Here is a 26,057-nt window from a genome sequence, read left to right as displayed (position 1 = left end):
GTGTACGCGATGGCTCCGAGTCTCACAGCTGAGGCGGAAATATACAATGCGCGGCAAAGCATGACTTTCGGTCGCTGGAGTTACGAATGGATGGATTTTCTGACATCGCCTTTTTTGCGCTGCTCAGCAAAGAGGGCAGCATGCGCAGTGCGGCCCAGCAGCTGGGTATCACCGGTCCGGCCGTCAGCAAGCGCCTTGCGGCACTGGAAGCGCGGCTGGGTGCCCGGCTGATGCAAAGAACCACCCGCCGCATGAGCTTGACGCCTGAGGGCGAGCGCTACCTGGTGGAGGGTGCGCGCCTGCTCTCCGAACTCGGGTCGCTGGAACGCGCCATTGGCGGGGCTGCTGCCGTGCCGCAGGGCCTGTTGCGGGTCAATGCCACCTTCGGCTTTGGCCGTCGGCATATTGCGCCAGCGCTGGGGACATTCGCACAGCGCTTTCCTGAAGTGGAGGTGCAGCTGCAACTGAGCGACCGGCCTGCCGACCTGCTGGAGGACCGTTTTGACCTGGTGGTCCGGATGGGTGATATGCCGGATTCCCGCTGGACGGCGCGGGTGCTGGCTCGCAACCGCCGTGTGCTTTGTGCCTCGCCGCGCTATCTGCAGGCGATGGGCGTGCCATCCTCACCGCAAGATTTGACGTGCCACGCCTGCCTTTTCATCCGCGAGGGCGATGAGGCGTTTGGCACCTGGCATCTGCGCAATGGGGCGCAGACGGAAACCGTGAAGGTGCGGGGGCCGCTGAGTGCCAACGATGGGGAATCGGCCACGGCCTGGGCGATGGCGGGGCACGGCATCTTGATGCGCTCCGCGTGGGAGGTCGGCCCCCTGCTGCGCGGGGGCCAGCTTCTGCCGGTGCTGCCGGAATGGCGGCTGCCGCCCGCTGATATCTATGTGCAGTTCCATGGCGGGGCCCATCTGCCCGCCAAGACCAAGGCCCTGGTGGACCATCTGGTCGAGGTGTTCGCGCCGCAGCGCCCGCCGGGGAGGGCGGATGCCCGCTGGTGATGGGCGATGAAAAGCGGGCCGTGGCCCTGCGGGGAGCTTGCTCGGGACGGAGCAAGCCCTTCGCGTGCCGCAGCCCTGAGCAACACTACTGCGCCAGTACCCGGAAGGTCAGCGTGTAGTTGTAGCCATAGGTCGGCGCGGCAGCGCCTTCGGGGGCTGGGGCGCGATGGCGTACCAGGGCCATGTAGATGCCCGGTTTGCTCGGGGTCCAGCTGATGTCGCCCTGCGCGTCGGTGCTGAGCTCATCCACGCTGTTCTGGCCTTGCAGGTCCATCGGCGAGCGGTAGATGCTGATCTTGTGGTCTGCCAGCGGCTTGCCATCAAAGTGCACTGCAAAGTTGAATTTCTCTGCGGCGAACACATCGCTGGGGTGCGTGCTGGGCACGATCTCCAGCCCCTTGCCATAAGGCTTGATGGGGGTGGGCGCACCGGCAGTGACATAGGCATCGGAGACCGACAGCGACTGGTAGTGCACCTTCATCACGCCACCTTCGGGCATGACGGCCTTGGGGTCGCGCACGACGGTGGTTTTGCCATTCACTTCCCAGCTGCGGAAGATGGCGCCCAGGCGCGGGCCGCTGGAGAGGCGGTAGCTACCTTTCTCGTCGGGCAGCTTTTGCTCCGCCACCGTGCGGGTCTTGAACTGGTGCACATCGCCAAACGGCAGCACGGTGCCCGAGGGCGTGGTGATGCTGAACGGCGTTTCGCCAAATTGCACTTCGGACAGGAAGAGTTTTTCTGCAAAGCCCGCATCCACACTGATGGTGGACTTGGGCTGCACATCAAACACGCTGGGCAGCAAAAAGGGCATGTGGGCCTGGGCGACGTTCAGGCTGAACGTAGCGGCAAGCGCAGCAAACAGATGGCGCGCTTGCATGGCTTACTGGCCTGCCATGTCGGCTGCATTGACCACGCCGTCGCCGTTGCGGTCGGCGTTCTTGAAGGTCTTGTTGGCGATGTCGATTTCCTCTTCGATGCTCAGCTTGCCATCCTTGTTGGTGTCGAGGATGTGGAAGCGCACATGGGCCTGCTTGATGCTGCCTTCGTACTGCTGGTCGGGCTTCTTGCCTGCGGCGGCGTATTGGGCCTTGAGTCGCCCTTCAAACTCGGCCACGTATTCGGCCTCGCTCAGCCAGCCATCCTTGTTGGTGTCGGCGGCGACAAAGCGCTGTTTGCGCAGCGTGTCGTATTCCTCGCGGGTGACAACGCCGTCGCGATTGGCGTCATAGCCGCCGATAAAGGCATTGTGGCCGTGGCCGCCCACGGGGGTGGCGGGGCCCTTGGCTTCGGTCTTGGCAGCAGCGGCGGGGGCTGCGGTCTTGCTGTCGTTGCTGGCGCAGGCCGTCAGCAGCGCGGCGGCTGCGACTGCGGTCATGGCGGCGGAAAAGCGGTTCATGCTGGGGTCCTTTCGTAGTGGGAAAAAAGCTTAGAAATTGACGTTCAACGAAACGGCGTAGGTGCGACCGGGGTTGGTCAGCAGTTGGATGTCGCGCTGGTCTTTGGCGACGGATGGCTGCAGGCTGCGGCTGCTGGCGTAATCCCAGTAGCGCTTGTCTGCCAGGTTATAGATGCCGACGTTCAAGCGGGCATTCTTGTTGATCTGCCAGTAGCCCGACAGATCGAACAGCGCATAACCGGGCACGCGGAACTGCTCGATGCTGGAGTCGGCAATTTCAGTGCCGGCATTGGAATAGCTCTCGCGGTTGGTGGCCTGCGCCTGCTTGCCGGCCACAAAGGTTCCAGTCATGTTGACGCCCCAGGCGCGCATCGGTGCGTCATAGCCCACGCCGATGACGGCCTTGCGCGGCTGGACGGTATCCAGCGCCACATCCTTGTCACCCGCATAATTGGACTTGGAAGTGCCATGGGCGAGGCCCAGCGCCCAGGTCGAGTAGAGGCCCTTGACGGCGGGGGCCCACTGGCCGTGGTCCAGACGGGCGCTCATTTCCAGGCCGTAGATGGTCGCTTCGTCGCGGTTCTCGGCCTGGTAGATGGTGCCGATGTGTGCGGGTACGTTGCTGAACTTGTCGGGCGCGCTGGCGCGGGTGTAGCGGGTGTAGCCGATGAAGTCCTTGTAGCGCGTGTAGAAGGTCGATGCATTGAACAGCACGCCGTCGGTGGGCGATCCCTTGACGCCCAGCTCAAAGGCGTTGCTGGTCTCTTGCTTGAGGTTGCTGTTGCCGATCAGCGCGTACTGGGCAGAACCGGCGTAGCTCTGGTCCATGTTCCAAGAGCCGAACACTTCGCCAGCCGTCGGTGCACGGCCACTGCGCTTGTACTGGCCGTAGGCGATGAACTTGGGTGTCAGCTCATAGGTAACACCCAGGCTCGGGCTCCAGATGGTGCTGCTGAGGTTGCTGTACAGCTTGGAGGCGGCGTCTTCGGTCAACGCACCTTCGGCAAAATCGCCCAGGTGCTTGGGTTCCACCTTGACACGGTCAACGCGCAGCGCCGGGATCACGCCCAGGCGCTTGCCGCCGACGTCAAAACCAATGTCATCCTGGATGAAGGCGCCCAGGCGCGTGGTGTCGGTGTCGGGCTGCGGCTTCATGTAGCCAGCCACGTCCCAGGGGCGCTCCTGGCTCTGCGTCTGTGCATTGAAGCCAAAGCTCAAGCGGTGGCGGTCGATGCGCTTGTCGCCGGTGGTCGAGAGGCCCCAGGCCTTGGTCTTGTTTTGCGACAGGTTGCGCGTGACGGCGCCGCTCGCCAAGGTGGTGGTGTCGGTCACGTCCTTGGTATCGGTGTTCTGGAAGAACAGGCGCGTGTCCAGTTGATCCACAAAGGCGTCGGTGGGCGTCCACAGGTGCGACAGCTGCAGCGTGTTGCGGCTGGTGTCGCTGTCCTGCCTATTGTTTTGCGTGATGGAACTGTTGTCGGTGCTCCAGCCATAGAACTGGCTCTGGTTGCTGCGGCGGTACAGGTCGGCAGACAGCTCCAGGCGGTTCTCGGCATCGATCTGCAGGCCGCCTTTCATCAGCAGTGCGTTGGAATGCCAGTCTTCCAGCGATGCCTTGATGCCCAGGGCGCTGTTGTTCTGGGTCTCCTTGCCATCGCGGCGCGAGAAGGCGATCAGGCCATCCAGACTGCCGGATTTGCCCGCTGCGGTGATGCTTTCGTTCCAGGAGTGGTCGGCAGAGTCAAAGCCGAGCTTGCCACCAAAGTAGCTGTTATTGCCATTGCGCAGAAAGTCGCTGGCCGACTTGGTCTTGAAGCTGACAGCGCCGCCAATGCCACCGGCTGCGCGCCGGGCCGTGGTAGTGCCCGACTGGATACCGACCGAGGAGAACATCTCGGGGTCGATAAAGTCACGGCCAATGCCAAAGCTGTTGTTGCCGGCGCGGCTGACGTAGGGGCGGGTGCTGGCGTCAGGCATCTCAATGCCGTCCACATCCATGCCGATGCGATTGCCTTCGATACCGCGAATGTTGTAGCCCGTGGTGCCCGAGCGGTCAAAGCTGCTGCGGTTGCGACTGGTGCCCGATGCCGTGCCGGGGGCCGACACCAGAGGCTGGTAGCGCGAGATGTCGGCCATGCTGTTGGCTTTTTCCAGCTCCTCGCCGGAGATCACGGTGATCGTGCCGGGGGCCTTTTCTGCCTTGGCCTGCACCGTCACTTGGGGCATCGTCGATTCGGCCTGTGCCAGTAGCACCGCCTGGTCTGGGGCAGCCTGCTGTGCCAGGGCGCCGGCGGATACCAGCGCGGCGACAGCGGCGGCCAGGTAACGGGGTTGGAAAGTGGAAGTGGCGCGCGCAGAGATACGCTGCGCCTGGGAAGAGGTGCGAGAAGCCATAGGGTCCAGCCAGTTAAAGCAAGAGGGGAAGGAAAGACTGCTGGCTACTGACCTGTGCTGCATGCGGATGATGCAGGCTGAGGGGTCCGCTGCAGAGCCCTCAGAACGAGGTTTGCAGCAGGCCCTTATGGCATGGTTTTGTTATTGCTGGCGCCTGAAAAATGCGATTCTATATGAAAATGATTATCATTTGCGTCGATTCTCTTGCATTTGCTCACTTCTACAACACTGTAGGCAAGGCAGGAACCTCGCTGTGGCGCAAGGCATCCACCACCACACGCATCGCAGGCGACATGCCACGCCGGTGCGGGTAGTACAGGTGGTAGCCGCTGAAGGGCTGGCACCAGTCATCCATAACCCGTACCAGCTCACCCTGCGCAAGATGGGGGGCTGCCATGTCTTCGGGCACATAGGTCAGACCAAATCCAGCCAGCGCAGCGCGCAGCATGGCGCGGCTGCCGTTGAACACCCACTGGCCTTGCACGCGCACCTGCACCGCAGCGCCGTCTTTCTCCAGCTCCCAGGCCATCAGCCCGCCATGGGTGGGCAGGCGCATGGTGATGCACTGGTGGGCGGCCAGGTCCTGCGGCGTTTGGGGTGCGGGCATGCGTTCCAGGTAGTGGGGCGTTGCCACAATCGCCATGCGCCAATCGGGCCCGATGCGCACCGCGATCATGTCCTTGGCGACCTGGTCGCCCAGGCGTATGCCCATGTCAAAGCGCTGCGCGACGATGTCACCCAGGCCGTAGTCGACATTGATCTCGATGGAGATATCGGGGTAGCGCTGCATCACCGGCGCGAGCTTGGGCCAGAGCACGGTGTTGGCCGCATGCTCGGCCGTGGTGATGCGGACATGGCCTCGTGGTGTATCCCGAAAATCGCTGAGCGCGGCGACGCCCGATTCAATCTCGTCAAAGCCCGGGCCGATGCGGGCCAGCAGGTAACTGCCCGCTTCAGTGGGTGAGACGCTGCGTGTGGTGCGGCTGAGCAGGCGCACGCCCATGCGGGCCTCCAGGCCCCGGATGGTGTGGCTCAGCGCTGACTGCGACACGCCCAGTTGCGCAGCGGCCTTGGTAAAGCTGCCTTCCCGCGCCACCGCAACAAAGGCCAGCAAGTCATTGATGTTTTCGCGGGGCATGGAGCGGTCCTGCTTGGGGCCTGTGGCCAGGGATGGAAGTCGGTGTCATAGGGTGGGTTGATCAGACTATATGGAATATGATCAACTCGCTGATAACGCGGTCCGGGCGACGTCCGCTATGCATGTCTGCCGGGCAGACCAGAAGCGGCGCACCTGATCGCACCGAAAAATTCAACGAGAGGATATGACACCATGAAAAAGCCTGCTGCACGCCACCTGTCTTCCGCCGTGCTGGCCACCATGTTGGGTGGCCTGGCCTTTGCCGCTTCTGCCGCACCGCTGTCGTTTTTGAACCAGACCATCACCGCCAGCGTGCCCGCCAAGGATGTGCCTGCGCTGCGCAAGGCCGTGGGCGATGTGCTGAACAACGCCGCCGACAAGAGCACCACGCAGTGGACCAGCAGCCAGGGCCCGCGCTCGCGCCAAGTACAGATGGCCCTGACCCCGCTGCAAACCAGCCAGACCCAGAAGGCCGACACCTGCCGCCTGCTGAATGTGGAAGCCAGCCGCCCCTCCGGCAAGCTCAAGGAGGAATGGCAGTTCTGGTTCTGCAAGCAGCCCAACGGAACCTGGAAGGCCAGCGCGCAGTAAACCAGCAGCAGGGTCGCTCCTGCCCGATGCGGTAGGCGCGGCCTGCGGGCTTGTCCTAAAAAAGCCAAACCAACCGATGGGAGGGAGAGACCAATGACGAACAAGAAGAATCTGCTGCCTGCGCGCAAGCTGGCTGCGGCCATGTTGGCGAGCGTGCTGGGCCTCAGCGCCCTCAGCAGCGCCATGGCCTGCACACGCGTGGTCTACCTGGGCGCGAATGACCAGGTGATTACCGCGCGCTCGATGGACTGGAAGAGCGATATCACCAGCAACCTCTGGGTGCTGCCACGCGGCATGGAGCGCACGGGCCAGGCAGGGCCCAACTCACTGCGCTGGACATCGCGCTACGGCAGCGTGGTGACCTCGGGCTATGACATCTCGACGACCGATGGCGTCAACGAGGCGGGCCTGAGCGCCAACCTGCTGTGGTTGGTGGAATCGGAGTACCCCAAGTTTGATGACAAGAGCAAGCCCGGCCTGACGATTGCCGCCTGGGCGCAGTATGTGCTGGATAACTTTGCCACTGTGGCCGAGGCCGTGAAGGTGCTGGAGCAGCAACCCTTCACCATCGTCTCGGACAGCGTGCCCGGCGAAGACCGGCTCACCACCTTGCACCTGTCGATGTCGGATGCGAGCGGCGACAGCGCTATCGTCGAATACATCGGCGGCCGCCAGGTCATCCACCACAGCCGCCAGTACCAGGTGATGACCAACTCCCCCATTTTTGACCAGCAGCTGGCGCTGAACAGCTACTGGCAGCAGATTGGCGGCACCGTCATGCTGCCGGGCACCAACCGCGCGGCTGACCGCTATGCCCGCGCTGCCTTCTATATCAATGCCGTGCCGCAGGACCAGGCGCCCAATAAGGCGCTGGCCAGTGTGTTCAGCGTCATCCGCAATGTCTCCGTGCCCTATGGCCTGACGACGCCCGGCGAGCCCAATATCTCATCGACGCGCTGGCGCACGGTGTTTGACCACAAGCGCAAGCTCTACTTTTTTGAATCGGCCCTGACGCCCAATACCTTCTGGGTGGACCTGAAGGCGCTGAACTTCAGCGCTGACGCGGGCAAGGTGATGAAGCTCGATCTGGGGCCCAACCAGAACCATGCATTTGCGGGCGATGCGACGGGGTCGTTCCAGCCGGCGGAACCGTTCAAGTTCTTGGGACTGCAGTAAGGCGGTGCGGTGCTGTGTTACCGGTTTGGTGATGCTGCGATGGCCTGAAGCGCCTTTGCTGCTTGCGAAGGCTTGCGGATCTCTACCCACTGCAGATGCGCAAACGCAGGGTCGTCGCGCAGCGCTGCAAACTTGCGCTGGTTTTTGGCATAGGTGGTCCAGGCCCACAGCAGGATCGAATCCTTGGAGAACAAGGCCATCGCCAGCGACTCCCGGTTGCCGTGCGACAGGCGCTGGCGCGTGATGCTGTGCCGGAGCGTGCGCCACAGCAGGCGCGAGAAAACGGTAAAGCGGCTGTAGTTGAGCCACAGCACATGGCTGGCTTGCGGCCAGAGGATGTCGCGCACATCGCTGTAGTTGCCATCGGCCACCCAGTGCTCGCCTTGCGTGGCCTGCGCCACCCGTTGCCGGAATTGCTCCGTCGGCACGGCCTGCCAGTCCGGCCCCCAGTACAGCGCGTCCAGCTCGATATAGCGGGACGCCGTCAGCTCTGCCAGCGCTTGGGCAAGGGTTGATTTGCCTGCACCACTTGTGCCTACCACCAGATAGCGCATCTCCATCCTTTGCCGGGTTGTGGCCCGCTGTGCTGCTCACGGGCAAAGAGGGGGGATTCTAGCCAAACCCTTGGCCTGGAATTGCGCCGCTTGCCGGTGACGATGCCGATCGTTTGACCTGTTGCTCAGCTCGTCCGGTACTGGCGGCTCGACACGCTGATGGAATTGCCGTCCGGGTCCTTGGTGTTGGCGAAGGCATAGCCATTGGCCTGGTGCAGGCTGCCAAATGCCAGCCCCTTGGCGGCGGCCTGTGCCACAAACTGCTCAACGTCGGCCACGCTAAAGCTGAGCTTGAGCACCGCAGAGCCAAACTTCAGGCTCTTGGCGGCCTGGTGGATCAGGATCTCCGCGCCGCCGTGCAGGGGCTGGAGGCTGATCAGGCCGTCGACCACCTTGCAGTCAGAGGCATAGCCAAAATGATCGACATAAAAGCGCGCCGTGCGTTGCATGTCTTTGGCGTAGATGAGCAGGGTGCTGAGGGCGATGGTCATGGCGGGCCATTATGGCAGCGGCATCGCTGGGGCGCTTGCTTTGTCAGCACACGGTGGCTGGCGCTTGCTAGGCCGCGGCCTGCTGCTCCGCGCATCAGCGATGGGATCGGCCTGCAATGTCACAGAACTGTTGCTAATACGTCACAAAATGATATTGAGTATGAGACTGATTCGTATTTGATAAGTACCATGGGGACCGCCTTTTGCAGGCTGCTGTCCTTAATCCAAGCGGGGCAGTCGCTGCAAGGCTTTGAGGATTTCCGGCGCTGACCAGCCCACGCCATCCACGCAGAAATCCATCGGACGGTGACAGCGCCGCATGCGCTTCGCTCTGGTGGCTTGCTTTCAGCGTGCAGCACGCAACAAGCGGTGCTGTCTCGTCCTGTCATTGCTATTTATCGGACGAGAACACCTTTCATGTCTTCCTTCACCTTTAAGCCCCGCCGTACCGTGCTGGCGCATGCGGCTGTCTGCCTGGGTCTGGCCTTGCATCTGCAGGCATCGATGGCGCAAACCGCCAGCTTTGATATTCCTGCGCAACCGATGGCCAGCGCGCTGACGCAATTTGCCCGCCAAGCGAACCTCAGCTTTAGCGCAGCGCCCGAAGCCGCGCAGAGCCGCCAGGCGCCGGCGCTACACGGCGCGCAGGATGTGTCGCAGGCGTTGACGGCATTGCTGCAGGGCTCAGGCTTGCAAGGGCGGGTGGAGGGCGGCGTGTTGACGGTACAGGCAGCCGCCCCAGCGCCAGCCGCTACACCATCGGCAGCATCCGCAACCGGTGCCGAAGTCACGCTGTCCGAGGTGACGGTGCGTACCAATCAGCTCGGCGAGATCACCGAAGGCTCGGGCTCGTACACCCCGGGGGCGATTGCAACGGCAACCCGCCTGGTGCTGACGCCGCGCGAGACGCCGCAGTCCGTCAGCGTTGTCACCCGCCAAGTGATGGACGATTTTCAGCTCCATTCCATCGACGATGTCATCAACCACACGCCGGGCGTGAGCATCGTGACCTATGACAGCGAGCGCACGGAGTACTATGCGCGCGGCTTTGCGATCCAGAACTTCCAGTACGATGGCATCCCGATGTCGCGCAACTCGGCCTACTCTGCTGGCAATACGCTGACCGATATGTCGATCTACGACCGGGTGGAAGTGCTCAAGGGCGCCACCGGCCTGCTCACCGGCAGCGGTGACCCGGGCGCCACCATCAACCTGGTGCGCAAAAAGCCGACCAAGGAGTTCAGCGGCCATGCCACGATCAGCGCGGGCAGCTACCAGAACTACCGGGGTGAGCTGGACGTCAGCGGTGCGCTCAATGAGAGCGGCAGCATCCGCGCGCGCGGTGTGGCGACCTACCAGGACAAGCATTCGCAGCTGGACCGCTACGAGCGCAAGACGGGCGTGCTGTACGGCATTGTCGAGATGGACCTGACACCCCAAACCCTGCTGACGGTGGGTGCCGACCGCCAGGACAACAAGCCCACCGCATCGACCTGGGGCGGTATCCCCTTGCTCGATGCCAAGGGTAACTTCAACGCCATGCCGCGCTCGTTCAACAACGGTGCCGACTGGAGCCATTGGGACCAGTACACGCGCACCACCTTTGCCACCCTGGAGCACAACTTTGCCAGCGGCTGGGTGACCAAGCTGCAGCTCAACCACCAGATCAACGGCTACAACGCCAACCTGGGCGCAGCAGCGGGTGGCAACCCCGATCCAGTGACTGGCAGCGGCGTGAGCATGTGGCGCGGCCAGTACATTGGCCGCACCACCAGCGATGCGGCAGACCTGTACGCCAGCGGCCCCTTCTCGCTGCTGGGCCGCCAGCACGAGCTGGTGGTCGGCGGCAGCATGGCCAAAAGCCGTTGGAAGAACGACGGCTACTACAACGACAACAGCGGCTTTGATGGCTCGGTCAGCAACTACTACCAGTGGAACGGCAATGTGCCCGCCCCCATCTGGAATAGCAAGCCCGACTACACGGACGACGAAACCACGCATGAGAGCGGCATCTACACGACGGCCCGCTGGAACCTGCGCGACGACCTGAAGCTGATCACCGGCGGGCGCTTCTCCAACTACAAAAACCGGGTGCAGGAGCAAGATGAAAAGAATGCCTTCACCCCGTACCTGGGTGCCGTCTATGACCTGAACCAGAACTACTCGGTCTACGCCAGCTACAGCGGCATCTTCAAACCGCAGTCCTACCAGACCGAGCAAGGCCGCACCCTGGATCCGCTGGAAGGCAAAAACTATGAACTGGGCGCCAAGGCATCGTTCCTGGGCGGCCGCCTCAACGCCAGCGCCGCCGTCTTCCAAACCCTGCAGGACAACTTTGCCGTGGAAAGCGGCGGCATCACCCCCAGCGGCAACCCCGCCTACCGCGCCATCCAAGGCGTGAAAACCCGAGGCTGGGAAGCCGAGGTCTCCGGCCAGATCACCCCTGCCTGGCAGATCCAGGCCGGCTACTCACACAGCATTGCCCGCAAGGACGGCGAGCGCGTCTCCACCCTCACGCCCTCCAACCAGTTCAACCTGTACACCAGCTACAAAATGGCCGGCAGCCTCAGCGGTTTGACCGTCGGCGGCGGCGCCCGCTGGCAGGACAAGACCTGGGGCACCATCAGTGTGCCCACCGGTGGCAATGCCGTGCATACCGTGCCCAACTACTGGGTCTGGGACGCCATGGCCCGCTACGACTTCAACAAACAGCTCTCCGCCTCGCTCAGCGTGAAGAACCTGTTTGACAAGAAGTACTACACCATCTTCAACTGGTACAGCACCTACACCTGGGGTGAGCCACGGACGGTGAATGTGAGCTTGAACTACAAGTTCTAAGCGCTGTTTTTTCCAGTCATGCACCACGGGCCTTGAAGGGCCGGTGGTGCATTTTTTTTGGTGTGTATTCATTGGTCCGGCACACCGCCAAGCGGGGGTAGAAACAAATAAATACATTTACACTATGTCACATGTGCACTTCGCGCGACAAACCGTAGCTAACCGTCATTGATTCACCTTCTTTGACCTTCATCATGCGTTTCGTCGCGCTTTGCTAAATAGACTTCGACTTTTGCTTTATTAGCTCGATCGAATGTATTGATCGTGTCTAACATCATTGCCAAGGACGTTATATGACTTGTCAGCGGAGTGCCAGGAACATCGTTGTTTCCTCGGCCATGTTGCTTGCCACTTCCAGCCTGTTTGCCCAGGGGCTGATTACGGTGTATCAGAACGATTTTGAAACGCCCAATGCTGCGCAACTGGCCGCAGAAATTTGCCGGGATGGCGGTGGAACCCCTTCGAGTGGCAGCTACGGCACCTTCTCCCAAAACTATGACGATGTGGCCAATGGCTTCATCTACAGCCAGATCAATACCGCTGATCGCCTGTGCACCAAGTCCATCAATAACGCCACGGACAACGCAACGCATTCACCCGCTTGGCAGGGCACGGGTTATGCCGATGACCTGCGGCCTGCCAACAAGTTCACCGGTGGCATGGTTCGCCAATCTGGTGATTACCGCTATATCGAAACGATTGGCCTGGTTTTCCCCACGCAAGGTCAGCAGTTCATGGATCTGTCCATGGATTGGTCTGGGCTTGCCGTGCAATTGGCGGGTGCAGATCCGGCGAGCCCGACGGACTTCTACAACAAGCTGTGGGTCAATCGCCCGAACAAAGATTACAGCGTCAAATTCCGCTTTTTCCGGCTTGAAGCTGGCGAAACGCTGGGCTTGGTGAACAACGCGGCATCAGATGCCATCGTGAATATCAATGGGGTGCCCGCCACCCCTGTACGTACAGAGGTGTTTTCGTTTTCCAGCATCTCGGCCGATGGCCTGTCGTATGACTGGCATGCCATGCACTACGCGCTGGACATGGCCGAAATGGGTTTTAGCAGCGCTACCCAGCGTCTGGGTGTCGTCTGGGCACTGGATTCGGACAACTCGTATGCCGGGTTCGACAATATCCTGGTAACCGCCTCTCAAGTGCCCGCGACCGAAGTCGTCAAGGGCGTTGATGATGAGCACACGCTGCCCAATATTTCGGATGCCTTTGCCATTCCCGATGTCACCACCAATGACTATGTGGACGGCGGCGGCACGACCATCAACAAGGCATCGGTCCAGTTGCTGAGCGCTCCGCAGTACGGTGCGCTGAGCATCCCCGACCCCAGCCATCCCGAGCTGATTCTCTATACCCCTGACGGTGTGTATTCCGGCGATGTGACTTTCCAGTACCGGGTCTGCGACACGTCGACGCCCACGCCCGCCTGCACGGCCGATCCAGTCACCGTGACCTTGCACATTCCTGCCAAGGTCACGCCGCCCAACCCCGGCACAGCCACCGCTGTCCCAGGCCTGGCTGGCTGGGGTATCGGCCTGCTGTCGATGCTGACCATGGGTGTGGCCGGGTTCCTGAGCAGAAAGCGCAACCTGGCCTGATTGCACAGCCCTCTTCGGAGGGCTTTTTCATGCGGATGAGCGAAGCGGGAAGGACGCGGATCGTCCGGGACCGCGTTCAGACCAGCGCAGGGCGTTTGGCAGAGGGCCCCAGGTTCTTGCTGAGAAAGTCGATAAAGGCGCGGGTCTTGTGCGGCAGGTGGCTGCTGTTGGGGAAGACTGCGCTGATCGACTGGCGTGGCAGGCTGTAGCCTGGCAGCAGCTGTTGCAGGGCGCCGCTGTGCAGGTCCTGCTCGATCAGCCAGGCGGGTAGCACGGCAACACCCATCGACGACAGCGCCATCAGGCGGATGGCGGCGGAGGTGTTGGCATGGTGGGCGGCGCTGCCCTTGACCTCAGTGCTCTTGTTCTGGGGGCCGCGCAGGGTCCATTGCGTGGGGCTTTGGAGGTTGCTGTTGGCAATCCAGGGGAGTTGGGCCAGATCCGCAGGCTGCCGCACTGGATGCTTTTTGAGCAAGGCGGGCGAGGCAACCAACAGGATGTCATAGTCGTCCAGCTTGCGGCTCTTGAAGTCGGAATCGGCCAGGCTGCCCAGGCGCACCACCAGGTCCAGCTTTTCGGCAATCAGGTCGCTGAGCGAGGAGTTGGTGTCGTAGCGGATGGAGATGGCAGGGTACTGCTGCACAAACCTGGCCACCAGCGGCAGGATGAAGCGTTCGCCATATTCGCCCGTGGTGCTCAGGCGCAGGGTGCCGGCGATGCGCTTGCGCCCCTGCATGGCCATTTCAAACTTGTTTTCCAGCTGGCCAACCAGCTCCTTGAACTCATCGTAGAAGTCCTGGCCCGCTTCGGTCAGCGCAATGCTGCGGGTGCTGCGCAGCAGCAGCGTGACGGCCAGGGCCTCTTCCAGGGCTTTGACATGCAGGCTGGCCATGGCCTTGCTGATGGACAAGTAATCGGCCGCCTTGGTGTAGGAGCCCAGCTCGACAACGGCCAGAAAGGTCTGCACGCGGTGGAGCTGGGTGGAGAGGGCGATGCGGTTCATTGTTCAATCTGGCCAAACAAAGATTCAAGCATAGCGGTATCGACGGGCCGTGCAGCGCTGCCTACCATCCTGGGCCAAAGGGATCCAAGATGACGTACCGCTACCGCATTGCCTCCGTATTCTTGCTGGGATTTTTCATTGACTGCATCAACATCTTCATGCCTGCCGTGGCCTTGCCGCGCATGGCCGCCGCATTCCAGATCGGCAGCGCGGCCAGCGCCTGGGTCGCGAATGCCTACATCCTGGGGCTGACCCTGGTCATTCCGCTCAGCCCCTGGCTGGCAAGCCGCTGGGGCGCACGGCGTTTGCTGGCCGCATCGATGCTGGTGTTTGCGGGGGCCGTGTGGGCCTGCGGCGAGGCTAGCAGCTTTGGCCAGATGGTGGGTTGGCGCTTTGTGCAGGGCATGGCGGGCGGCCTGCTGATCCCCGTGGGCCAGGCGATGACCTTCAACCGCTTCCAAGGCAGCGAGCGCGCCCGTATCTCGACCCTGGTGATGGCGGTGGCCCTGCTGGCGCCCGCGCTGTCTCCCAGCCTGGGCGGCTGGATCGTGGACCAGGCCTCCTGGCGCTGGGTGTTCCACGCCAATATTCCGCTGGCGCTGGCGGCGGCTGCCTTGTCATGGCTGTGGTTGCGCGAGGAGCCTTCGCCAACGCAGACAAGGCCCGACCTGCTGGGCCTGCTGCTGATCAGCGCCGCGCTGGCCAGTGCCTTGCTGGGCATGTCGCTCTATGGGGCTGGCCAAGCAGGCATGGTGGCACTGGCTTGCTTGGGCGCTGCGCTGGGGTTTTCCGGCCTCTATGCCAGGCATTTCCGCCAGGTGGCCGATGCCATCGTGGATTTGCGTTTGCTCCAAAGCCCCCGGCTCGCGCTGTCGATCTGGGTGTACTACGCCATCCCCGGCATTTTTACCGGGGTGAACCTGCTCAATATCTTTTATCTGCAAGACCTGCTCCAGATGGGTGCCGCGCAAACCGGGCGCTTCATGGTGGTGTATGCCGCAGGGGCCCTGGCGGCCATGCTGCTGTGCGGGCGCCTGTACAACCGGGTGGGGGCCGGGCGCTTGTTTCTGCTGGCGATGCTGCTGCACAGCCTGGGCATTGCAGCGCTGGCGGCGGTGGATTCCACCCAGGATCTGCCGGTCCTCATCCTGGCCTATGCGCTGATGGGCATGGGCGGCGGGCTGGGTGCCAACAGAGCGCAGACCACGGCGCTGATGGATTTTGACGGCGCCCAAACCCACAAGGCCAGTGTGCTGTGGAACATCAACCGCCAAATGGCCTTCAGCGTGGGCGCGGCGCTGCTGCTGATGGTCTTCAATGGCCTCGCCCAGCGCTGGCCGGCACCCCAGGCCTACCACCTCACATTTGCCATCGCCGCCTTGCTGGGCCTGCTTCCCCTTCTTCAACTGCGCAGCTTGCCTGCAGAAAATACCCACCATGAATAAGACCTACACCCAGGCTGCCGAGCGCAGCGTTCACGACGTGCACGCACTGATCCAAACCATTTTTGCCGGCGAGCCGGGCATGGCGCGAGATGCTATTGGCCAGCTAATGCCCGTGTTTGCGGAAGGCTTCAGCATGGTGACCACCGCGGGTGCCGTGGTTCGGCTGCCGCAGGTGGCCGCTATGCTCCAGCAGGCCGCTGGCGGCAGGCCCGGGCTGCGGATTGAGATCAGCGAGGTGACCACTGTCTGGCAGGCCGCCAGCAGCGTGGCGCTGCGTTACCAGGAGACGCACCATCTGAACGGCAGCGCCACGGCGCGCTGGGCCACGGCGATTGTGGATTGCGCCGATGGGGCCGTGCGTTGGCACTACCTGCATGAGACGGCCCTGAGCCGCTGATGCCAGGCGTGCGGCAGCGGAGTGCCGCCCTGGCGCACGCCGCTGCCTACTTCATCCGCTGCAGCCGCATCGACACCCGAAAGCGCTCGGCCGGGTGGGTGGTGACACTGGCCTCGAACAGCTCGCCGTCCAAATCCAGGTAGCGCCGCACAATCTTCAGCGCCGGGGCGCCCAGCGGTACTTCCAGCACCTTGGCGAGCGCGGCATCGTCGATCTGCACGGCCTGGATGTCCTGGCGGATTTCTGCAATCTGCCGGCCATAGCGCTCCTCGATCAGGCTGCTGATCAGCACGCCGGGGGTGGCACGCACCAGCTCGCCAATGTCCTGATACTGCGGATCCACATAGACATCGGTCCAGCCAATGGGCGGGGCCTGGCGGTCGCCTTCCAGACGCAGGCTGGCGATGCACAGCCAGCGCGCGCCGGGCGGGCATTCCAGCTCCTGCGCCAGGCTGGCGCTGGCCACGGTTTCTTCAATGCGCTGCACCTGGCGCAAATGCTCGGCGCCGAACTGCACCAGATCATCCACCGAGGCCAGGGTAGGGCGGAACGGGCTCTTGGGCTTGGAGGCCTCCACGCGTGTGCCCACGTTCTTCTTACGCGATACCAGACCGCGCTCCTGCAGCGCTGCCAGCGCCGCCCGCACGGTGTGGCGGCTAGTGCTGTAGTGCTCGCACAGCTCCAGCTCGGTGGGCAGCAGCGCCCCCACCGCGAAATGCCCCGAGGTGATGGCATCGGTCAGGTGGTTGGCGATATCGCTGAAGTTCAGTTTGCGGGCAGTGGCGTCATTCATGGAGTCAAGGGTATACCCTGTAATGGATATGTCCGAACATATTTATAGTTTATATGTCCGGACATAATTGGTCCGGACATAGCATGTCATCTACTCTAACGCACTACAGCACGTACCATGAGCGCCACCTCCCTTCCTCTCTCTAGCACGGTCGTCGACTCCATCCTGTTCCGTGACGCCTTTGGCACCCAGAAGATGCGCGACATCTTCTCGGACCAGGCCCTGATCCAGCGCTATATCGATGTGGAGGTGGCCCTGGCCAAGGCCGAGGCGCGGGTGGGCGTGATCCCTGCCGATGCCGCCGAGGTGATCGCGCGCGAATCGCAGCTCTCGCGCATCGACTTTGACCACATGCGCCATGAGACCGACATTGTGGGCTACCCCATCCTGCCGCTGGTGCACCAGCTGGTGGCGATGTGCGGCGAAGCCGGCCGCTATGTGCACTGGGGCGCCACCACGCAGGACATCATGGACAGCGCCGTGGCACTGCAGGTGCGCGATGCAATCGACAGCATCGATGCCGATGTGCGCGAGCTGCGCGCCATCCTTGCCACCCTGGCCAAGAAGCACCGCGACACGCCGATGGCGGGCCGCACCCACCTGCAGCAGGCGCTACCGGTGACCTTCGGCTACAAGGTCGCCATCTGGCTGGCCATGTTTGACCGCCACCAGCAGCGCCTGGCCGAGCTCCGCCCGCGTGTGGCGGTGGTTGAGTTCGCGGGCGCTGCCGGCACCTTGGCCTCGGTGGGCGAGCAGGGCTTTGCGATCCAGAAGGCACTGGCTGAGGAGCTGGGCCTGGGCGTGCCGGCCACTACCTGGCATGTGGCCCGCGATGGCTTTGCCGAGACCATCAACCTGCTGGCGCTCATCACCGGCTCGCTGGGCAAGATTGCGCTGGACATCATGATCATGGCCTCCACCGAGTTCGCCGAGGTGTATGAGCCCTTCGTCAAGGGCCGTGGCGCCAGCAGCACCATGCCGCAAAAGCGCAACCCCATCTCCAGCGAGCTGATGCTGGCCGCCTCCAAGGCCGTGCGCCAGCATGCCGGCCTGATGGTGGATGCGATGGTGCAAGACTTTGAACGCGCCACCGGCCCCTGGCATGCGGAATGGATTGCCATCCCCGAGAGCTTCATCCTCAGCTCCGGTGCGCTGCACCAAGCCAAGTTTGCGCTGGGCGGCCTGATCGTCGATGAGGACCGCATGAAGCACAACCTGGGCATCAGCCGAGGCCTGATCGTGGCCGAGGCCGTGATGATGGGCATGGCACCGTACATTGGCCGCCAGCAGGCGCACGATGTGGTGTACGACGCATGCCGCACCGTCAACGACAAGGGCGGCACCCTGGCCGAGGCACTGGCCGCGCTGCCCGAGGTGACCCAGCACTTTGACCGCGCCACCATCGACCGCCTGACCGATCCGACCAACTACCTGGGCCTGGCGCCACAGATGGTGGACCGCGCGCTGGAACTGTCGGCGCAGGTGCAGGCCTGAACCTGAGGTGGAGGAGACAACAATGACAAATTCCCAATCTCTGGCGCCTGTGCGCAAACTGCCCTGGTACCGCAAGCTCGGCATGCAGGTGCTGGTATCCCTCTTGCTGGGCATTGCCGTGGGCTTTGTGTTCCCGGCCTTTGCCTCCAAGCTCAAGCTGCTGGGCGACATGTTTCTGTCGCTGATCAAGGCCGGCGTGGCGCCGCTGGTGTTTTTGACCATCGTGCACGGCATTGCCTCGGCCGGCGATGTCAAAAGCGCGGGCCGCGTGGGCTGGCGCGCGATTGTCTATTTTGAGATCGTGTCCACCATCGCGCTGGTGGTGGGCCTGCTGGCGGGCAATCTGATCGAGATCGGCAAGGGCATGGCCCATGTGACGGCCAGCACGGCTGCGCCGGTGGCCAAGGCGGCGGCGCCCCAGGGCTTTCTGGAGTTCATGGCGCACATCGTGCCGGACAACTTTGTGGGCGCCTTTGCCAAGGGCGAGCTGCTGCAGGTGGTGGTGCTGGCCGTCATGGTGGGCATTGGCATCCTGGCCATCCCCGATGCGCGCCGCAAGCCCATCAATGCCGCGCTCGATGGCATCTCCGAAGTGCTGTTCGCCTTCATCAACCTGGTGATGAAGCTCGCGCCCATCGGCACTTTTGGGGCGGTGGCCTACTCGGTCGGCAGCAATGGCACGGCGGTGCTGATTGCACTGGCGCAGTTTGTGCTGGGCTTTTATGTGCTGGTGGCGCTGTTCATCGCCGTGGTGATGGGGCTGGTGGCGCGCATTGCCGGCTTTAGCCTCTGGCGCTTTGTACGCTACATCAAGGATGAGATCCTGATCGTGCTGGGCACGGCCTCGTCCGAGAGCGCACTGCCGCGCCTGCTGATCAAGCTGGAGCGCCTGGGCTGCGCCAAGCAGACCGTGGGCCTGGTGCTGCCCACCGGTTATGCCTTCAACCTGGACGGCACCTCGCTGTTCATGGCCATGGGCGTGATGTTTATCTCGCATGCCTACGGCGTGCCCTTGAGCCTGGACCACCAGATCGGCATCCTGCTGCTGATGCTGCTCACCTCGAAGGGCGCGGCCACCGTGTCGGGCGGCTCGTTCGTGGTGTTTGCGGCCACCGTCACCTCCACCGGCATCCTGCCTGTGGAAGGCCTGGCCGTGATCTTTGGCGTGTACCGCTTCCTGTCGATGGCGATTGCCACCTGCAACACCCTGGGCAACAGCGTGGCGACGGTGGTGGTGGCCAAGTGGTCGGGCACCTTCGATGCGCAGGCTGCCGAGCGCCATCTGTACCCCGAACGCTTCCCGCAAACCCAGGCGGCCGACGAGGCGATGGATGACGGCAACCTGCTGGCAGCCGACGCCCACGACAGCGCTGCCAGCCCCGCCCTGCAACGCAGCCCCAGCGCAGGCTGAGCCCACTGAACCCCAGGCATGCACCGCTGGCATGCCCACTGGAGACACAGCATGAACGACAGCCGTATCGAGCATGACGCCTTTGGGCCGGTGGAGGTGCCCGCCGCGCGTTACTGGGGGGCCCAGACGCAGCGCGCGCTGGGCGTTTTTGCCATCGGCACCGAGCGCTTTCCCAGCTGCCTGATCCAGGCGTTTGGCCTGCAGAAGATGGCCGCCGCCAAAGCCAACCAGCGCTGCGGCGCGCTGGATGCGCGGCTTGCCGACGCCATCGTGCAGGCGGCAGCGCTGCTGCGCGACGGTGCGCATGATGCGGATTTTCCGCTGACGGTCTGGCAGACGGGCTCGGGCACCCAGACCAATATGAATGCCAACGAGGTCATCGCCAACCGCGCCAACGAGCTGCTGGGCGAGCCGCGCGGCAGCAAGGCGCCGGTACACCCGAACGACCATGTCAATGCCTCGCAGTCATCGAATGACAGCTTTCCGACGGTGATGCACATCGCCACGGTGCGGGATCTGGAGCAGCGCCTGCTGCCAGCGCTGGCGGTGCTGCAGGCCAGCCTGGCCGGCAGGGCGCAGGCCTTTGCGGGCGTGGTCAAGATCGCGCGCACCCATCTGATGGATGCCGTGCCGATGATGGTGGACCAGGCCTTTGACGCCTATGCCCGGCAGCTGGCGCGGGGCATGGAGCGGGTGCGGGCGACATTGCCGCGCCTGCTGGTGCTGCCCCAGGGCGGCACGGCAGCGGGCACCGGCCTCAATGCGCCGCCGGGTTTTGATGCCGCCTTTTGCGAGGAACTGCAGAGCCTGACCGGGCTGGCCTTTGTGCCCAACCCCAGCAAGTTTGAAGGCATGGCCGTGCACGACGCGCTGGTGGAGGCCTCGGGCGCGCTCAACACCCTGGCCAGCTCGCTGGTCAAGATCGCCAACGACCTGCGCCTGCTGGGATCGGGCCCGCGCTGCGGCCTGGGCGAGCTGCACATTCCCGACGATGGCTTGACCTCATCGATCATGCCCGGCAAGCGCAACCCCACCATTGCCGAAGCGTTGGTGCAGGCCTGCCTGCAGGTGATGGGCAACCACAGCACCATCACCATGGCCAATGCCTCCGGGCTGTTTGAGCTGAACGTGGCCAAGCCCGTGCTCATCCATAACCTGCTGCAGTCGATCCGGGTGCTGAGCGATGCGGCGCGCGTCTTTGCGACCCGCCTGGTCGATGGCCTGGGTTTGAACGAAGAGCGGCTGGCGGCGAATGTGGGCAGCTCGTTGCTGGTGGTGACCGCCCTCAACCCCGTGCTGGGTTACGACCAGGTCGCACGCATTGTGCGCGAGAGCCTGGCCACCGGCCGGCCCCCGCGTGAGGTGGCCCTGGCGCTGGGCCTGCTCAGCGGCGAAGACTACGACCGGCATGTGGATGCCAAGGCCTTGGCGCGGCCCCATCCAGCGCCCTGATTTTTCTAACGACAAGGAGACAAAAATGACATCGTTGATCAAGAACGGTATGGCGGCGCTTGCCCTCATCAGCGCTGCGGCCGGGGCCGGGGCGCAGGGCTACCCGTCCAAACCCATCACCTGGATCGTGCCGTTTGCCGCCGGTGGCCCCACCGATGCGCTGGCCCGCAGCGTGGCCGAGCGGGTGGCGCGGGAGGTGGGCCAGCCCATCATCATCGACAACGCACCGGGCGCGGGTGGTACGGTGGGATCGGCCAAGGCCGCGCGCGCCAAGCCCGATGGTTACACCATGCTGGTCGGCCACATGGGCTATATGGGCGCGGCGCCCGCGCTGTACAAAAAGCTCAGCTACGACCCGGTGAAGGATTTCGCGCCGGTGTTCCGTTTTCCGGATACGCCCTTGGTGCTGATGGTACGCAAGGAACACCCGGCCAAGGACATCAAGGCCCTGGTCGAATGGGGTAAGGCCCACCCGTACAAGCTCTACATCAGCAACGCAGGCATTGGCTCCAGCTCCCACCTGATCGCTGCCTTGTTTGCGACCTCGGCCGGTATCAAGGTCACCCTGGTGCCCTACAAGGGCGCGGGCCCGGCATTGCTCGATGTCATCGGCGGCCAGGTCGATGGCATGTTCGACCAGACCAACACGGCCCTGCCACAGCTCAAGGACGCCAAACTGCGCCCCCTGGCCGTCACCTCCAGGCAGCGCTTGCCGCAGCTCAAGGATGTGCCGACCTTGGACGAGACCGCCTTGCCAGGCTTTGAGGCCAGCACCTGGTACGGCATCTACGCGCCCAAAGGCACGCCACCAGAAGCGCTGGACAAGTTTCAGACGGCCTACCTGAAAGTCATGGGCGACAAGGAATACACCGACAAGCTCGTCAGCCAGGCCATCCAGCTGCTGCCGCCCGAGCAGTACAGCGGCCAGGCGCTGGGCCGGCATACCGAGGCGGAAGTGGCACGCTGGAAGGATGTGGCGGCCAAGACGCAGATTGCGCTGGATTGAGTGGAGGAGGGCGCTTCATTGGCGTATGCCGACTTTTGAGTGCTAACGGCTCTGAATAGGGTTGTGTTCAGCCTGACCTGGCCCATGCAGCTTTTTGCTGGGCCAGGCGGCCATATGCCAATTCCACTGGCCACTTTGACTCCGTCCCGACGACCATCCGGGACTGTCGGAACTCGGTCTTTGAGGGGCGGCGTCGGGCCACGGCGAAGGGCACTTTGGCGGTTTCACCCAGAGCCCGTGTTGTACACATAAGCGTATGGGCCGAAAAATTTCAGAGAATGCTTGCGCGGTGAAGCTATCGCTCAGCCCTCGCTTTTGGCACAAGGGCGGGGCGATGAGCTTCAGCCAGGCGCCGTCGACCTACATTCCGATTGATCGTCAAAAGGAAGGATGGCATCCATTTCAATCTCGATGAATGCGCCGTCCGGAAGACTTGACACGCCCACCGCAGTTCTAGCCGGGCGAGCGACTTCGGGCCATGCAATGGTCAACATTTCAGATGCGGCGTCAAGGACACGCGTGTGGGCTGTGAATTCGACCGATGAGCGTATGAAGCCTCGAAGGCGCGTGACAACAAGCCTTGCAGGCAACGCACCATCGCAAGCTACTGAAACAGCGGCCAAGAGATTGAGCATGGCCGTCTTAGCTGCTTCGCGAGCGGGCTCAATCGACTCAGCTGGCGTACACATTCCAGCAATGGCGACACCGTTGACGCGACATGTCTGCCCACTGAATGTGAGTTGGTAGTCGCCACCCCGTAAGGGATGCAAATGAAAGGGAGCGTAGTTGCCGCGTGGTTGAGGCGGCGGCGGCAGAGCAAGGCCTGCTTGTGCAAGCCTCTCCTCAGGTGAGTTAGCGTTCATCAGAGCGAATCCCAAGTCACGAGACCACTGAGCCAGCAACCCGCCGTGCTGGTCGCTCCACTAAACCGAGCACGCACCTCTATGGCAGAGGGTCGCCCCATTGCTTCCCCTTGACGGATCGTGCACATAACGGGAGAGCTGGAAGTCCCAACGGACACTGCGCCAGTTGCAGCCAAGTGGCCCCACAGAGCGGCAGCCGCGATTCCTGTTGCTGCATCTTCTGGATATCCGGAGGATTTGGGAAACTGGCGCGCAGCCACGATCGGTTGTCCCTCATCGTCGTGCCCAGCCATGGCGAAGGGATAGAGCCCTGTCGAGCCTATGGATGCACAAAGAGCTTCCATGGCCGTAAAGTCTGGACTGATCGCGTTTAGAGAGGCGACATCCGGCATCTCAATAAGAGTCTTAATACGGCTAGTTGAGGCATTAGTCATTACCGGGACGAGTCCTGGCGGCAAACCCAACACCTCGGCAATGCCTCTGCGTTGTTCTTCTGTCAAGGTTTCTCGCTGCACCGCAGGCTGAGAAATCCAGACGCGAGACACGCCGGCATCCCAGATCGCGTCAACCAGGCCGCTGAGCGTTTCAACGCAGATAGTGGCTCCATCCCACAGGCCCCATTGCCTCAACGCCCATAGGGTGCCTACGGTTGCATGGCCACACATCTCCATTTCGTGCTTTGGCACAAAAAAACGCATTCGCCAACTTGCACCACTTGCAACAGGGGCCAGTACGAAGGCGGACTCATGACCCGTTGATTTTGCGATGGCGAGCATCTCGTCGGAGGTCATTGCGGATGCGTCGGCCACAAAGGGAACAGGATTGCCACCGCCCGGACCACCGACGAAGACGTTGACTGTGTTCAGCACGCCCAATGCTGGCAGAGGTGGCTCAGGAAAAGTCGACGTGCGCTCAGTCAATTTTGGCTCCAACTGCTTGTGCAATCCGCCCCCAATAGGGAATATCGGCTACTACTGTGGCCTGAAGCTCGGCGGGAGTGCTCGGACGAACATTAATACCCTTGGATGCAAAATCTGCAGCAACCGCGCGGTCCGTCAGAATCTTGTTAAGGGCTTGGTTGAAGCGTTCAACAATGGGTGAAGGTGTTCCTTTTGGAAAGGCAACGCCGTACCAAAGTGACTGCGTGAAGTTTGGGATACCCTGCTCTTGGAAGGTGGGAATGCCAGTCAGCAGTGCGTTATGGGCGGTGGTGGCTACAGCGGTCAGTTTGCCACTCTTGATATAGGGAGCAAGGCCCGTGGGATTGTCGAACATCAGTTGGACCTGGTCACCCAAGAGGTCGGTGTAGGCAGGCGCTGCACCTCGGTAAGGGACATGCACGAGCGGCACCCCGGCATAGGCCTTGAACTGCTCACCCAGGAGATGCGAAACCGTTCCTGCACCAACGGAGGCAAAACTGTACCGCTGAGGATTTTTCTGGAGGTTTGCCACCAGAGATTTCACGTCGGAGCTCTTCACTGACGCATTGGTTGCCAGCACATAGGGCGATGTGCCAATAAAGCCTGCATAGACGAAATCGCGCTGCGGGTTGTAAGGCAGGTTTGGATAGACGCTAACGCTAACCGCATGGGTGCTGGTAGTAACAAGACCGGCTGTGTATCCGTCTGGCGTTGCTTTGGCTACATATGCCGAGCCTATGGTGCCGCCGGCACCTGCACGGTTGTCAATCACGACTGGCTGGCCCAGTTCCTTCTGCAACTGTGGCTGGATGCCGCGTATGACCATGTCAGTTCCGCCGCCGGCTGGAAATGGCACCACGATGGTGAGAGAACGGGTGGGCCATGTTTGGGCCGCCGCAAGGCCAGGGACTAGGACACCGAAGAGGACACCGCTTGCTGCGATGGCCACTTTTAGGGACCTTCTGCGCGAGAGGGCGTTTGAAAGATCGTTCACTGGGAACTCCGATGGGTAGGGATGGCTCATCATATGAACCAAGCCATCGAGGTACTAACCGGAACACGACATCTCCCAACCGTTTTGCGACACCCCTTTTTGAGCCGAGCTTGCCTGTTAGGTTTAGGCGGGAACTTCTCGCAGCAGCCGCGTCAGATGCCCGCTGTGTGAGAAGCAGAGTTGTTGGCTTACCAGTGAGGTGGGAATTCCTTGCGCAAGTAGCTCTCGCGCTCTCGCCGCGACCAAGCGCCGCCGCACCATCACTGGACTGACGCCCAGCTCGACGGCGCAGGCCCGCTCCAACTGTCGCGCGGAAACACCTAGCTTTAGCGCCACAGTTTCGACTGTCGGCATGGCTGTCTCCGCATCAAGTGCGCTGTAGTACAAGCCAATCATCCTCTGCGAGAGCTTCTGTTCTCGAGGAAGAGTTTTCTGTGCAGGCCGTAGCGTCCTCAACTGCTTCATTACTGCGTCGATGAGCGGCTCCCCTGCTCTTGGTGTCAACGTCGGTGATGAAAGCGCTTCCAGCATGGCAAATGCGGCACCATCAAGCTGGAGAATCCCGAAGGTCACTCCTTGCCCAAGCAGCTCTGGACGGAGGTACAGCTCGCCATGGCGCTGCCGCATTGCCCTTGAGCGAGTGCTGTGAGCGGCTGATGCAGGCAAGAGCAGTGCAGTGTGACGGACGAGCTGAAGAGATTCCGTATCTGCACCAGGTGCGGATACCCAACAGCTTTCCAATGCACCGATTTGGGGCCAGAGCAACATTGCGCAGTCGTGAATGTGCCAGTCAAAACTGTATTTGGGCTGGCGGCTCTGCCTCAAAGCGAAGCCATATTCGGCCGTGGCAGCCAGTTTTGACGAAAGGGGAACGGGTCGCTGCATGGTGCACCTCTGGAAAACACAGAATTCGTATGCGATTTCTGTGCCGATCACGATCTGAGGAAGTCAGTGATCCACAGCGGAACGATTCTGTCGTATCTCAGGTTACGAAGGACGGCCATAGTTGTGCATCATGAAAACCCTGTGGGACCGAAGCATTTTTGCGAATTTGCTCAGCCCAAAGTGGGTAAAGAACTTAGACACT

23 protein-coding genes are annotated in these 26,057 nt (G+C 62.4%); 11 read left to right on the top strand and 12 right to left on the bottom strand.

All coding sequences use genetic code 11. From position 1 onward, the window contains the following. Nucleotides 1-86 precede the first annotated feature (86 nt). Complete coding sequence (locus HS961_RS18350) at nt 87-1,007, top strand: LysR family transcriptional regulator (protein WP_182324454.1); 921 nt, start codon at nt 87-89, stop codon at nt 1,005-1,007. Between the two features lie 85 nt (nt 1,008-1,092). On the opposite strand, the gene HS961_RS18345 is transcribed toward HS961_RS18350, so the two are convergent. From HS961_RS18345 to HS961_RS18330, 4 genes are all read right to left on the bottom strand, one after another. Continuing rightward, on the bottom strand, nt 1,093-1,884 hold the full coding sequence (locus tag HS961_RS18345) for a DUF4198 domain-containing protein (protein ID WP_182324452.1): 792 nt from the start codon (nt 1,882-1,884) through the stop codon (nt 1,093-1,095). A 3-nt stretch (nt 1,885-1,887) separates the two neighbouring features. After that, a complete protein-coding gene (locus HS961_RS18340; protein WP_182324450.1) occupies nt 1,888-2,403 on the bottom strand; it encodes an EF-hand domain-containing protein in 516 nt (171 codons plus the stop codon). A gap of 30 nt (nt 2,404-2,433) precedes the next feature. Beyond that, on the bottom strand, nt 2,434-4,797 hold the full coding sequence (locus HS961_RS18335; protein WP_182324448.1) for a TonB-dependent hemoglobin/transferrin/lactoferrin family receptor: 2,364 nt from the start codon (nt 4,795-4,797) through the stop codon (nt 2,434-2,436). A 220-nt stretch (nt 4,798-5,017) separates the two neighbouring features. After that, nucleotides 5,018-5,935: a LysR family transcriptional regulator gene (locus HS961_RS18330; protein ID WP_182324447.1), complete on the bottom strand. Its 918-nt coding sequence runs from the start codon at nt 5,933-5,935 to the stop codon at nt 5,018-5,020. A 192-nt stretch (nt 5,936-6,127) separates the two neighbouring features. On the opposite strand from HS961_RS18330, the gene HS961_RS18325 reads away from it, so the two are divergent. Together HS961_RS18325 and HS961_RS18320 are read left to right on the top strand one after the other, a co-directional pair. Beyond that, nucleotides 6,128-6,526: a hypothetical protein gene (locus HS961_RS18325; protein WP_238347652.1), complete on the top strand. Its 399-nt coding sequence runs from the start codon at nt 6,128-6,130 to the stop codon at nt 6,524-6,526. A gap of 141 nt (nt 6,527-6,667) precedes the next feature. Beyond that, nucleotides 6,668-7,702: a linear amide C-N hydrolase gene (locus HS961_RS18320; protein ID WP_182328328.1), complete on the top strand. Its 1,035-nt coding sequence runs from the start codon at nt 6,668-6,670 to the stop codon at nt 7,700-7,702. Nucleotides 7,703-7,719: 17 nt separating this feature from the next. Here HS961_RS18320 and HS961_RS18315 read toward each other — a convergent pair whose 3' ends face one another. Next, on the bottom strand, nt 7,720-8,256 hold the full coding sequence (locus HS961_RS18315; RefSeq protein WP_182324445.1) for an ATP-binding cassette domain-containing protein: 537 nt from the start codon (nt 8,254-8,256) through the stop codon (nt 7,720-7,722). 125 nt (nt 8,257-8,381) lie between these two features. Beyond that, nucleotides 8,382-8,747, bottom strand: a complete 366-nt coding sequence (locus HS961_RS18310) for a VOC family protein (RefSeq protein ID WP_182324444.1) — start codon at nt 8,745-8,747, stop codon at nt 8,382-8,384. Between the two features lie 417 nt (nt 8,748-9,164). On the opposite strand from HS961_RS18310, the gene HS961_RS18305 reads away from it, so the two are divergent. Next, entirely contained in the window at nt 9,165-11,585 is a 2,421-nt protein-coding gene (locus HS961_RS18305; RefSeq protein ID WP_182324443.1) for a TonB-dependent siderophore receptor, read from the top strand. A gap of 338 nt (nt 11,586-11,923) precedes the next feature. Next, on the top strand, nt 11,924-13,192 hold the full coding sequence (locus HS961_RS18300) for an Ig-like domain-containing protein (RefSeq protein WP_182324442.1): 1,269 nt from the start codon (nt 11,924-11,926) through the stop codon (nt 13,190-13,192). 76 nt (nt 13,193-13,268) lie between these two features. On the opposite strand, the gene HS961_RS18295 is transcribed toward HS961_RS18300, so the two are convergent. Beyond that, nucleotides 13,269-14,195: a LysR family transcriptional regulator gene (locus HS961_RS18295; protein ID WP_182324441.1), complete on the bottom strand. Its 927-nt coding sequence runs from the start codon at nt 14,193-14,195 to the stop codon at nt 13,269-13,271. Between the two features lie 89 nt (nt 14,196-14,284). Between HS961_RS18295 and HS961_RS18290 the strand changes: the two genes are divergently transcribed. After that, complete coding sequence (locus tag HS961_RS18290) at nt 14,285-15,640, top strand: MFS transporter (protein ID WP_182324440.1); 1,356 nt, start codon at nt 14,285-14,287, stop codon at nt 15,638-15,640. Further along, complete coding sequence (locus HS961_RS18285) at nt 15,633-16,037, top strand: DUF4440 domain-containing protein (protein ID WP_182324439.1); 405 nt, start codon at nt 15,633-15,635, stop codon at nt 16,035-16,037. The genes HS961_RS18290 and HS961_RS18285 overlap by 8 nt, the downstream gene beginning before the upstream one ends. Before the next feature lie 46 nt (nt 16,038-16,083). Here the strand turns inward: HS961_RS18285 and HS961_RS18280 are convergent, their stop codons facing one another. Next, entirely contained in the window at nt 16,084-16,830 is a 747-nt protein-coding gene (locus HS961_RS18280) for a GntR family transcriptional regulator (protein ID WP_182324437.1), read from the bottom strand. 117 nt (nt 16,831-16,947) lie between these two features. Between HS961_RS18280 and HS961_RS18275 the strand changes: the two genes are divergently transcribed. From HS961_RS18275 to HS961_RS18260, 4 genes are read left to right on the top strand one after another with little or no spacing between them, the layout of a single operon-like run. Further along, entirely contained in the window at nt 16,948-18,324 is a 1,377-nt protein-coding gene (locus HS961_RS18275; protein ID WP_182324435.1) for a class-II fumarase/aspartase family protein, read from the top strand. Between the two features lie 22 nt (nt 18,325-18,346). Next, nucleotides 18,347-19,735 carry a cation:dicarboxylate symporter family transporter gene (locus HS961_RS18270; RefSeq protein ID WP_182324433.1) on the top strand — a complete coding sequence of 463 codons (1,389 nt, stop codon included), beginning with the start codon at nt 18,347-18,349 and terminating at the stop codon, nt 19,733-19,735. 51 nt (nt 19,736-19,786) lie between these two features. Next, nucleotides 19,787-21,187: a class II fumarate hydratase gene (locus HS961_RS18265; RefSeq protein WP_182324431.1), complete on the top strand. Its 1,401-nt coding sequence runs from the start codon at nt 19,787-19,789 to the stop codon at nt 21,185-21,187. 25 nt (nt 21,188-21,212) lie between these two features. Continuing rightward, a complete protein-coding gene (locus HS961_RS18260) occupies nt 21,213-22,193 on the top strand; it encodes a tripartite tricarboxylate transporter substrate binding protein BugD (RefSeq protein WP_182324429.1) in 981 nt (326 codons plus the stop codon). Nucleotides 22,194-22,534: 341 nt separating this feature from the next. On the opposite strand, the gene HS961_RS18255 is transcribed toward HS961_RS18260, so the two are convergent. The 4 genes from HS961_RS18255 to HS961_RS18240 form a co-directional block, all read right to left on the bottom strand. Continuing rightward, a complete protein-coding gene (locus tag HS961_RS18255) occupies nt 22,535-22,882 on the bottom strand; it encodes a RidA family protein (RefSeq protein ID WP_412101663.1) in 348 nt (115 codons plus the stop codon). A 173-nt stretch (nt 22,883-23,055) separates the two neighbouring features. Next, a complete protein-coding gene (locus tag HS961_RS18250) occupies nt 23,056-23,976 on the bottom strand; it encodes a PhzF family phenazine biosynthesis protein (protein WP_182324425.1) in 921 nt (306 codons plus the stop codon). After that, nucleotides 23,969-24,970, bottom strand: a complete 1,002-nt coding sequence (locus HS961_RS18245) for a tripartite tricarboxylate transporter substrate binding protein (protein ID WP_327012004.1) — start codon at nt 24,968-24,970, stop codon at nt 23,969-23,971. The genes HS961_RS18250 and HS961_RS18245 overlap by 8 nt, the downstream gene beginning before the upstream one ends. Before the next feature lie 123 nt (nt 24,971-25,093). Further along, nucleotides 25,094-25,855, bottom strand: a complete 762-nt coding sequence (locus HS961_RS18240) for a helix-turn-helix domain-containing protein (protein WP_182324421.1) — start codon at nt 25,853-25,855, stop codon at nt 25,094-25,096. Between the last annotated feature and the right edge of the window lie 202 nt (nt 25,856-26,057).

Origin of the sequence: Comamonas piscis, assembly GCF_014109725.1 — a bacterium.
Classification (GTDB): Bacteria; Pseudomonadota; Gammaproteobacteria; order Burkholderiales; family Burkholderiaceae_C; genus Comamonas; species Comamonas piscis.
This window is presented reverse-complemented; position numbering and strand designations above follow the sequence as displayed.

Bases quoted from the DNA above. Each gene is read 5' to 3' on its own strand.
- HS961_RS18255 (WP_412101663.1), bottom strand. From the start codon at position 22,882: ATGTGTACGCCAGCTGAGTCGATTGAGCCCGCTCGCGAAGCAGCTAAG.
- HS961_RS18305 (WP_182324443.1), top strand. From the start codon at position 9,165: ATGTCTTCCTTCACCTTTAAGCCCCGCCGTACCGTGCTGGCGCATGCG.
- HS961_RS18280 (WP_182324437.1), bottom strand. From the start codon at position 16,830: ATGAATGACGCCACTGCCCGCAAACTGAACTTCAGCGATATCGCCAAC.
- HS961_RS18310 (WP_182324444.1), bottom strand. From the start codon at position 8,747: ATGACCATCGCCCTCAGCACCCTGCTCATCTACGCCAAAGACATGCAA.
- HS961_RS18340 (WP_182324450.1), bottom strand. From the start codon at position 2,403: ATGAACCGCTTTTCCGCCGCCATGACCGCAGTCGCAGCCGCCGCGCTG.
- HS961_RS18335 (WP_182324448.1), bottom strand. From the start codon at position 4,797: ATGGCTTCTCGCACCTCTTCCCAGGCGCAGCGTATCTCTGCGCGCGCC.
- HS961_RS18300 (WP_182324442.1), top strand. From the start codon at position 11,924: ATGTTGCTTGCCACTTCCAGCCTGTTTGCCCAGGGGCTGATTACGGTG.
- HS961_RS18265 (WP_182324431.1), top strand. From the start codon at position 19,787: ATGAACGACAGCCGTATCGAGCATGACGCCTTTGGGCCGGTGGAGGTG.
- HS961_RS18240 (WP_182324421.1), bottom strand. From the start codon at position 25,855: ATGCAGCGACCCGTTCCCCTTTCGTCAAAACTGGCTGCCACGGCCGAA.
- HS961_RS18285 (WP_182324439.1), top strand. From the start codon at position 15,633: ATGAATAAGACCTACACCCAGGCTGCCGAGCGCAGCGTTCACGACGTG.
- HS961_RS18290 (WP_182324440.1), top strand. From the start codon at position 14,285: ATGACGTACCGCTACCGCATTGCCTCCGTATTCTTGCTGGGATTTTTC.
- HS961_RS18350 (WP_182324454.1), top strand. From the start codon at position 87: ATGGATGGATTTTCTGACATCGCCTTTTTTGCGCTGCTCAGCAAAGAG.
- HS961_RS18345 (WP_182324452.1), bottom strand. From the start codon at position 1,884: ATGCAAGCGCGCCATCTGTTTGCTGCGCTTGCCGCTACGTTCAGCCTG.
- HS961_RS18275 (WP_182324435.1), top strand. From the start codon at position 16,948: ATGAGCGCCACCTCCCTTCCTCTCTCTAGCACGGTCGTCGACTCCATC.
- HS961_RS18330 (WP_182324447.1), bottom strand. From the start codon at position 5,935: ATGCCCCGCGAAAACATCAATGACTTGCTGGCCTTTGTTGCGGTGGCG.
- HS961_RS18260 (WP_182324429.1), top strand. From the start codon at position 21,213: ATGACATCGTTGATCAAGAACGGTATGGCGGCGCTTGCCCTCATCAGC.
- HS961_RS18270 (WP_182324433.1), top strand. From the start codon at position 18,347: ATGACAAATTCCCAATCTCTGGCGCCTGTGCGCAAACTGCCCTGGTAC.
- HS961_RS18295 (WP_182324441.1), bottom strand. From the start codon at position 14,195: ATGAACCGCATCGCCCTCTCCACCCAGCTCCACCGCGTGCAGACCTTT.
- HS961_RS18320 (WP_182328328.1), top strand. From the start codon at position 6,668: ATGTTGGCGAGCGTGCTGGGCCTCAGCGCCCTCAGCAGCGCCATGGCC.
- HS961_RS18325 (WP_238347652.1), top strand. From the start codon at position 6,128: ATGAAAAAGCCTGCTGCACGCCACCTGTCTTCCGCCGTGCTGGCCACC.
- HS961_RS18315 (WP_182324445.1), bottom strand. From the start codon at position 8,256: ATGCGCTATCTGGTGGTAGGCACAAGTGGTGCAGGCAAATCAACCCTT.